Below are 7,873 nucleotides of genomic sequence, written 5' to 3'. Positions count from 1 at the left end.
TTCACTATTCACTATTCACTATTCACTATTCACTATTCACTATTCACTATTCACTATTCACTATTCACTATTCACTAATCCATCATCGCCTGGCAAGCAGGAAGTCGATGAAGACTCGCAAGGCCGGCGGAACCTGCCGGGAGCTTGTATGATATAGGTAAAAGCCCGGAAATCTCGGCGACCAGGCTTCGAGAAAACGGATGAGCTTGCCGGTTTCGATCCACGGCCGAACCTGGTAATCCAGCATGTAAGCCACGCCGATCCCATCCAGCGCCGCCCTGATCATCAGTTCCGTGTCGTTGACCGTCAGACCGCCGTTCACGGCTATTTCCAAAGCGTGTTGGCCTCGCGCGAACTCCCATCGATAGACGTTGCCGCCACGGGGCCACTGGAAATTGATGCATTGGTGATGGTGCAGGTCGGCGGGATGACGGGGCATGGGGTGATCCTCGAGATAGCTGGGCGCCGCCACTGCGGCCATCTCCAGCTCCCCGCTGAGTTTCACCGCCACCATGTCCTTATGCAGCCGCTCACCAAGCCTGATTCCGGCATCGAATCGTCCCTCGACAATATCGGTCAGCATGTCGTCGACGATGATCGTGAGGGCAATATCGGGATAGGCGCGGCGGAAATCGCCGAGGATGGGCACGATGAAACGCATGGCGGCGATGCGTGGAACATTGATACGCAGCGAGCCTGCCGGTCGATCGCGTGATGCATGCGCGTCGGCGACAGCCCCTTCGAGTTCGCTGAATGCCGGAGCGAGGCGGGCAAACAGCGTTTCGCCTGCAGCGGTCGGCGACACGCTGCGGGTCCCGTGCGGTTTCGCAGCCGGACACCGACACGCACCTCCAGCCCGCGTATCGTCTGGCTAAGCGCCGGCGGCGAAATTCTGAGCCTGGCCGCGGCGCGGACAAAGCTGCCTTCCTCGACGATCGTCGCGAACGCCCTCAGCTCGGAAAACTCGGTCCCTCGCATTATGTACCCCAGACTTAACAAGCCTGTTCGATCATAGGCTATTATCTGATCAATAGCATGCCCCTAACGTCCACATGGAACGCCGCCGCTCGATTTGGAACGGCCGTAGCCAGACGAGAAAGGGACAGCTATGTATCATTCGCTTGAAGGCAAGATCGCGCTCGTGACCGGCAGTTCGCGCGGCATCGGCCGCGCCATCGCCGAGGGGCTCGCGGCAAACGGCGCGGCCGTGGTCGTCAATTATGTCGGCAACGAGAAAGCGGTCCAGGAAGCCGTTGCCGCCATCCGCGAGAATGGCGGCAAGGCCGTCGCCATTCGGGCCGATATCTCCATTGTTTCCGACATTCGCCGGCTGTTCGATGAAACCGAGAAGCAGATGGGCGCGATTGATATCGTCGTCGCCAATGTCGGCGTCGCCGTCATAAAGCCGTTGGTCGAGGCCACCGAAGCCGACTTCGACCACGTCTTCGGCGCCAATGCCAAAGGCACCTTCTTCACGCTTCAGGAAGCGGCGCGGCGCGTGCGCGACGGTGGCCGTATCATCGCGGTTTCCACCGGTGGAACCAAGATGTTCTTCACCCAGACCGCCCTTTATCTCGGCAGCAAAGGAGCCGTCGAGCAGTTCGTCCGCGTCCTCTCGCGCGAACTCGGACCGCGCTCCGTCACCGTGAATGCGCTTTCGCCAGGCTTTACCGACACCGACCTGCTCCCGCAGCGGGATCGCGCGATCGCCGCCGGGATGTCGCCCTTCGGCAGGATCGGAGCGCCGCGCGATGTTGCCGATGTCGCGGTTTTCCTCGCCTCCGACGAGGCCCGTTGGCTGACCGGCGAGAACATCCAGGCCGGCGGCGGCGTTGCTTAGTGGGTAGTGAATAGTGAATAGTAGTGGCAGTGGAATTAGGCAGTCACCGCTGATTAATGACTATTGACTACTGACTACGCACTATTCACTATTCACTATTCACTATTCACCATTCACCATTCACCATTCACCATTCACCATTCACTAATCCGCCATCGTCTCCAGGCTAGCAAACCCCTGTGGCGCATCGCCCTCATCGAACGGCGTCGTCACCTCGACAAACGTGTCGGGATAGAAGCCGTTGAACCGTGTCCTCAGCGACAGCGAATAGGCGCCGATATGGCCGATCTCGATCCAATCGCCGGTATCGACCGTTTCCGGCAGCCAGAACGGCCGCGACAGGATGTCGACGGAATCGCAGGTCGCCCCGCAGACCTTGAACGGCACGATGGTCTTCTCCTCGCCATTGCGCGAGCGGATCGCCGGGTCTGGAATGAAGCGCGCCGGCAGCGTGATCTTGCCGGTCCATGAATCCGACAGCGACGCCCAGATGCCGTCATTGATGTAGAGCCGCTTGCCCTTGCGCAGCAGCACGCGCACGATCAGCGACAGGCAGCGCGCCACGATTACCCGGCCCGGCTCCGCCACCAGCGGCATCTGGTCGAACTGGTATTCCTTGAGATCGCCCGACAGCCGCGACATGATCTGGCCGAGCGACGGCATCTCGATCTGCTTGCGGTTGGGATCATGGCCGTATTCGGCGGGAAAACCGCCACCGACGTCGAGGCCGGCGATGTCGAAGCTGACGCGGTTGCGCACCCAGTCGGCCGAGGCCAGCGCGCGCTCATAGGTGTCGGGATCCTCGATCTGGCTGCCGACATGAAAGCACAAGCCGACCTTGTAGCCCGTCCTGTTCAGCCGTTCGGCCAGTTCGACCGCATTGGCCGGTCCGGCGCCGAACTTCTTCGACAGTTCGTAGGCGGCCGATCCTTTCGTCTGGATGCGCACGAACACGGTGATCGCACCCGGATCGATGTCGAGCGCCCGCACCACGCGGGTCAGCTTGGTGATCTCGTCCTCGTGGTCGAGCGAGATGACCCGGATGCCATATTTCTCCAGCGCCAGCTTGATGTCCGACTGTGCCTTGACCGGATGCATGTAGAGCATCTCGGCGTCCGGCGAGACCGCGCGCACGGCGGCGAATTCGCCGGGCGAGGCCACGTCGAAAGCGCCGACGCCGGCCTCGACCAGCGCCTTCAGCACGATCTGCTCGCCGTTGGTCTTGACCGCATAGGCGGTCTTGCCGGGAAACATGCCCATGAACTGCCTGGCGTCCGCCTTCAGCACCTGCGGGCGGAAGCAATAGATCGGATCGTCCGGGCGAAGCGCCAGCGCCGCTTCGCGCGCATTTTCGAATTGCTGCATGGACGAATCCCTTGGCTTAGACTGCGCACAATTAATCCAACCTATGCGGGAATGAAAACAATTCTGTGTCTCGCACCCCTGACGCTGCGGCGCTACGGCAGATGATGCAATGCTAGTCCACTGATCTGGTTTCGGGTGGCCCTTGCCATCGAACAGAATATGGCCTGAACAGACGCCTGATTGACTTGGCATTCAGAACCATCCGGGAGGATTCTCCATGGCGATCACAACCACGACGGCAATGCGCGGCCCCATGGTCTTGAAAGACTGGGCGCAGCTTCTGCTGCTCGGTGCGATCTGGGGTGGCTCGTTCTTCTTTGCCCGCATTGCGGTTGCCGAGATTCCGCCGCTGGTGCTGGTGCTGTTTCGCGTCGCCATCGCGGCGCTGGCGCTGCATCTCTATCTCGGCCTGCGCGGTCCGTCCTTCCGCATCGCCTTGCCGCATGCCGGCCTGTTCTTTCTGCTGGCGCTCGTCAACAACGTCATACCGTTCTCGCTGATCTTCGCCGGCCAGACCGAGCTTGGCGCCGGTGTCGCCTCGGTGCTCAATTCGACGACGCCGTTCTGGACGTTGATCCTCGCCAACGCGCTGACATCAGACGAAAAGCTCTCCTGGAACAAGCTTGCCGGGATCGCGCTCGGCATCGTCGGCACTGCGGTGATGATCGGTCCCGGCCTGCTTGCCGGGCTGGGCGGTCCGGTCTGGGCGAAATTTGCGCTGGTCGGCGCCTCGCTGTCCTATGCGGTGGCCCTGATGATCGCCCGCCGCTTCAAGGGTGTGCCGTCACCGGTCATCGCCACTGGACAATTGACCGCTTCGACCATCATCATGATCCCGATCGTGCTGCTTGGCCACGGCACTGCCAACCTGTTTTCGGCCTCGCCGCCGGTCTGGGCGGCGGTGTTGGCGCTGGCCCTGCTGTCCACCGCCTTCGCCTACATCCTCTATTTCAACCTCGTCGCCTCGGCCGGCGCCACCAACGCCTCGCTGGTCACGCTCATCGTGCCGGCCAGCGCGATCCTGCTCGGCTTTCTGTTCCTGGGCGAACGGCTCGAATTGTTCGAGCTCGGCGGCATGGCGCTGATCGCGATCGGCCTCGTCACCATCGACGGCCGCCTGTTCGGCCGACGCTGATGCATGTCGCCCAAAAGCACGCCCTCGGGCTTGAACCGAGGGTGCGTAGCGGTTTGCGATAACGACATGCATGACCAACAAGCTGAAGCGGGTCGCTTCCCAGGCCTGACACGATTGAGGGTCCAATCGGACGCCCAAACGACGCTCCAACTCAACTTGTCGAATCTTCGTACCGACGCGAAAATCGATTCCGACTTTCAGCGGCGGTAGCGCTGCCATACCCATTCTTGCCCCAGCTCCGTCACATTTTGTACACAGGGCCGAAGCGGGATTTTGCCGAAGAGTTTCAATGCCTAACGGCAAATGGCCTGTCGCAAATTCCACATTGTCGTCGCATTGCAGCATAGTTTCCGCTTGCCTGTGGCAGAAATGCCCCTAGACTCTGGCCATAGCTCTTTAAGAGGAGGCTATGACATGGGGCTTACCAGGCCAATCAACGCATTGATGATTTGTGCTGCATTTGCATTCATCGGGGCGCTGATTATGGGCTTTCTTCCGTAGACCCGCCAAGCAACGGAAGCAGCACAAAATAGTCCAAGTCATTGAAAAGGCCGGGTTTTTTGCCCGGCCTTTTTGCATCCCGGATTTGACGGGGAGTTACGCCGCGGCGGACCCTGCGGCTTCAGCCTCGTGCGAGCGGATGCCGATCATGTGGCAGATGGCGAAGACCAGATCGGCGCGGTTCATGGTGTAGAAATGAAAATCGCCGACGCCGCGCTCGACAAGGTCCAGCACCTGCTCGGCCGCCACCGCGGCCGCCACCAGCGCATGTGTCTGCGGGTCCGTCTGCAGCCCCTCGAAGCGCTCGGCCATCCACGCCGGCACCAGCGCGCCGCAGCGCGCCGAGAAATTGGCGACCTGGGTAAAATTGTGGACTGGCAATATGCCCGGCACGATCGGTATGTAGATGCCGGCCCGCCGCGCCCGCTCGACATAGCGCTCGTAGAGGTCGTTGTCGAAGAAGAACTGGGTGATCGCTCGCGTCGCGCCATTGTCGACCTTGCGCTTCAGCATATCGATGTCAGTGGCGAAATCCGGGCTCTCCGGATGCTTTTCCGGATAGGCCGAGACCGAGATGTCGAAATCGCCGACACCTTTCAGCGCCCCCACCAGTTCGGCGCCATTGGCATAGCCGTCCGGATGCGGACGATAGGCGGCGCCGACGCCCTCGGCCGGATCGCCGCGCAGGGCGACGAAGCGGGTGACACCCATGTCGGCGAATTCCTGGATGACTTCATCGACCTCGTGACGCGCCGCATCGACGCACGTCATGTGCGCCGCCGGCGTCAGCGTCGTTTCGTTGAGGATGCGCTTGACCGTGCGCGCCGTGCGCTCGCGGGTCGAGCCGCCGGCGCCATAGGTGACGGAGACGAATTTCGGCTTGAGCGGCTGCAGCCGGGTAACTGTGTCCCACAGCCTTGCTTCCATCTCGTCGCTCTTCGGCGGGAAGAACTCGAACGAAACCCTAATCTTGTCGCCAATGTCGGGGCGGCGGGAAAAGCGGAACTGGTTCATCAGGCGGTTTCCCCTATCGGAAAGGCATTGGCCGGTTGTGCATGGTTGGAAGGATCGGCGATCAGCATGCGCTGGTCACGGCCGAGCCACAGTTTTACGGTGAGCCGGGGTTCATTGCCGGCGCGCGGCTCGAATTCCTGGCTCTCTTCGAGGTCGAGCCCGGCCTCGGAAAACCACTCGGTGATCTGCCGGTCGGCAAAGCCGAGCCGCACATGCGCGTGGGCGTCGCGCAGGAATTCCAGCGAATGCGGAGCGAAATCCACGATCACCAGCCGGCCTGCCGGACGCAGCAGCCTTGCTGCCTCGCGGATGGCGCGGGCGGGATCGTCGAGATAGTGCAGCACCTGGTGGATGGTGACGAGATCGAAGGCGTCGCGCTCGACCGGCGGCGCAAAAATGTCGCCCTGGCGCACCTGCGCATTCGAAATGCCGGCCTTGTCGAGATTGGCGCGCGCCACCGTCAGCATCTCGCGCGACATGTCGATGCCGATGCCGCGCCGGTAGAGCGGCGAAAAGATCTCGAGCAGCCGCCCGGTCCCAGTGCCAAGGTCGAGCATCGACTGGAACGGCCGCTTGCCGACGAGCTTGACCAGCGCTGCCTCCACGGCGCGGTCCGGCACATGCAGCGAGCGGATGTGATCCCAGCTTGCGGCATTTGCGGAGAAATATTCGGCGGCGCGATCCTGCCGCTTGCGCTTGACCGCCGCCAACCGCTCGAGGTCACGCTCGACCTGCGGATCGGCACCCCGGATACCGGAGACCAGCCTGAGCACGAAGTCCCGCGCCGCATCCGAATCCGACAGCCGGAAGAAGGCCCAGGAGCCCTCCTGATAGCGGCCGATCAGCCCCGCCTCCAGTAAAAGCTTCAGGTGGCGCGAGACGCGCGGCTGCGACTGGCCGAGGATTTCGGTGAGATCGGAAACGGTGAGGTCGCCGCGCGACAGCAACGCCAGGATGCGCAATCGGCTGGATTCGGCCGCCGCCTTCAATGTATCTACCATGGTGTCGAGCGCGACATGCATGCGAGCATTCTCTTTGAAAAGATATAAACATATGTTTATGTCGATTTTGACAGGCTTGCAAGCGCTATGTCGCTCCCGGACAAGAAAATGGCGCATGCGTGGCGGATCGCGCACAGCCGGAAGCAGGATCGGGGCAAAAACCATGTTCGAAACGCGCAGCGGCGAAAAGCTTCTGGAAACTGATCCCGCCGATATGCCGCCGGATGGCCATGTCGTCTTCATCGGTCGCATCGCCTCGCCCTGGACCTCGCGGGAAACTTGCCCCAAGAACATGAAAGCCGCGCGGGAAACGGGCAAGCCGGCAGTTCTCACCGTCGACCTGCCCTATCGCGAGGGCCTGCTCGGGCTTGAACGCGCCAGCCACGTCATCATCCTGTCCTGGCTGCACCACGCACCGCGGACCCTGATTGTTCAGAAACCCCGCCATGCGGCTGAACCGAAGGGCGTTTTTTCGCTGCGCTCCCCGGCCCGGCCGAACCCGGTCGGGTTGCATATCGCCAGGCTCGTCGCCCTCGACATCGAAACGGGCCGTATCGATCTCGATGCCATCGACCTGCTCGACGGCACGCCGGTGATCGACATCAAGCCTTATTTCGCTTCGACCGATGCCTTTGCCGACGCGACAATTGCCGGACGGGACGAGCGCGGACAGGTCGGGCCCGGACAGGTCGGGCGATGAACGCGCCGACCGGTCGCCGCCGCGCCATCGCTAAGGCGCTGACAGCGCTTTTGCCGCTGGCGCCCTATGCCGACATGGAGAAGATCCGCGCCGACGCCGGCGCGGTGCATATGAAGAGCTTGCCGCCGAGCATTGCCGTATGGCTGGCGACAATAGCCCATATCCGTCATGTGCACACCGACTACGAGAAACTGCTGGCCGAAGGCTACGATCGCGACTCGGCGCGTTTCTTCGTCATGGAACAGACCAACAGGGTGCTGACCCGTTGGCGCGCCACCCGTCTGCTCCAGGATGAGGACGAGGAATAACCAGATCCC

General features: G+C 61.9%; 9 protein-coding genes. 4 read left to right on the top strand and 5 right to left on the bottom strand.

Annotated features, from left to right (window positions below; all coding sequences use genetic code 11):
• Positions 1 to 82: 82 nt before the first annotated feature.
• Both AC0L2M_RS23805 and AC0L2M_RS23800 read right to left on the bottom strand, forming a co-directional pair.
• Positions 83 to 661, bottom strand: a complete 579-nt coding sequence (locus AC0L2M_RS23805; RefSeq protein WP_473536074.1) for a LysR substrate-binding domain-containing protein — start codon at positions 659 to 661, stop codon at positions 83 to 85.
• Positions 577 to 978, bottom strand: coding sequence for a helix-turn-helix domain-containing protein (locus tag AC0L2M_RS23800; RefSeq protein WP_473536073.1), 402 nt, complete (start codon positions 976 to 978; stop codon positions 577 to 579). Before AC0L2M_RS23800 ends, AC0L2M_RS23805 begins: the two co-directional genes overlap by 85 nt.
• Positions 979 to 1,108: 130 nt before the next feature.
• Between AC0L2M_RS23800 and AC0L2M_RS23795 the strand changes: the two genes are divergently transcribed.
• Positions 1,109 to 1,840 carry an SDR family oxidoreductase gene (locus tag AC0L2M_RS23795; protein WP_287228211.1) on the top strand — a complete coding sequence of 244 codons (732 nt, stop codon included), beginning with the start codon at positions 1,109 to 1,111 and terminating at the stop codon, positions 1,838 to 1,840.
• Positions 1,841 to 1,984: 144 nt separating this feature from the next.
• On the opposite strand, the gene AC0L2M_RS23790 is transcribed toward AC0L2M_RS23795, so the two are convergent.
• Complete coding sequence (locus tag AC0L2M_RS23790; protein ID WP_027153812.1) at positions 1,985 to 3,205, bottom strand: alanine racemase; 1,221 nt, start codon at positions 3,203 to 3,205, stop codon at positions 1,985 to 1,987.
• Positions 3,206 to 3,422: 217 nt separating this feature from the next.
• Here AC0L2M_RS23790 and AC0L2M_RS23785 point away from each other — a divergent pair, with 217 nt between their 5' ends.
• Complete coding sequence (locus AC0L2M_RS23785; RefSeq protein WP_128167191.1) at positions 3,423 to 4,340, top strand: DMT family transporter; 918 nt, start codon at positions 3,423 to 3,425, stop codon at positions 4,338 to 4,340.
• A gap of 597 nt (positions 4,341 to 4,937) precedes the next feature.
• Here the strand turns inward: AC0L2M_RS23785 and metF are convergent.
• On the bottom strand, positions 4,938 to 5,855 hold the full coding sequence (gene metF, locus AC0L2M_RS23780; protein WP_473536072.1) for a methylenetetrahydrofolate reductase [NAD(P)H]: 918 nt from the start codon (positions 5,853 to 5,855) through the stop codon (positions 4,938 to 4,940).
• Complete coding sequence (locus tag AC0L2M_RS23775; RefSeq protein ID WP_128167193.1) at positions 5,855 to 6,877, bottom strand: ArsR/SmtB family transcription factor; 1,023 nt, start codon at positions 6,875 to 6,877, stop codon at positions 5,855 to 5,857. The genes metF and AC0L2M_RS23775 overlap by 1 nt, the downstream gene beginning before the upstream one ends.
• 142 nt (positions 6,878 to 7,019) lie before the next feature.
• On the opposite strand from AC0L2M_RS23775, the gene tsaA reads away from it, so the two are divergent.
• A complete protein-coding gene (tsaA, locus tag AC0L2M_RS23770; RefSeq protein WP_287237218.1) occupies positions 7,020 to 7,556 on the top strand; it encodes a tRNA (N6-threonylcarbamoyladenosine(37)-N6)-methyltransferase TrmO in 537 nt (178 codons plus the stop codon).
• Entirely contained in the window at positions 7,553 to 7,864 is a 312-nt protein-coding gene (locus AC0L2M_RS23765) for a DUF2293 domain-containing protein (protein ID WP_128167195.1), read from the top strand. The genes tsaA and AC0L2M_RS23765 overlap by 4 nt, the downstream gene beginning before the upstream one ends.
• The last annotated feature ends 9 nt before the right edge of the window (positions 7,865 to 7,873 follow it).

This window comes from Mesorhizobium sp. WSM4806 (assembly GCF_055811635.1).
The sequence above is the reverse complement of the archived record's forward strand: the minus strand, read 5'-3'. Positions and strand labels throughout refer to the sequence as shown.

Coding starts and splice junctions, on each gene's coding strand:
- AC0L2M_RS23805 (WP_473536074.1), bottom strand. CDS start 661: ATGCGTTTCATCGTGCCCATCCTCGGCGATTTCCGCCGCGCCTATCCC.
- AC0L2M_RS23800 (WP_473536073.1), bottom strand. CDS start 978: ATGCGAGGGACCGAGTTTTCCGAGCTGAGGGCGTTCGCGACGATCGTC.
- AC0L2M_RS23795 (WP_287228211.1), top strand. CDS start 1,109: ATGTATCATTCGCTTGAAGGCAAGATCGCGCTCGTGACCGGCAGTTCG.
- AC0L2M_RS23790 (WP_027153812.1), bottom strand. CDS start 3,205: ATGCAGCAATTCGAAAATGCGCGCGAAGCGGCGCTGGCGCTTCGCCCG.
- AC0L2M_RS23785 (WP_128167191.1), top strand. CDS start 3,423: ATGGCGATCACAACCACGACGGCAATGCGCGGCCCCATGGTCTTGAAA.
- metF (WP_473536072.1), bottom strand. CDS start 5,855: ATGAACCAGTTCCGCTTTTCCCGCCGCCCCGACATTGGCGACAAGATT.
- AC0L2M_RS23775 (WP_128167193.1), bottom strand. CDS start 6,877: ATGCATGTCGCGCTCGACACCATGGTAGATACATTGAAGGCGGCGGCC.
- tsaA (WP_287237218.1), top strand. CDS start 7,020: ATGTTCGAAACGCGCAGCGGCGAAAAGCTTCTGGAAACTGATCCCGCC.
- AC0L2M_RS23765 (WP_128167195.1), top strand. CDS start 7,553: ATGAACGCGCCGACCGGTCGCCGCCGCGCCATCGCTAAGGCGCTGACA.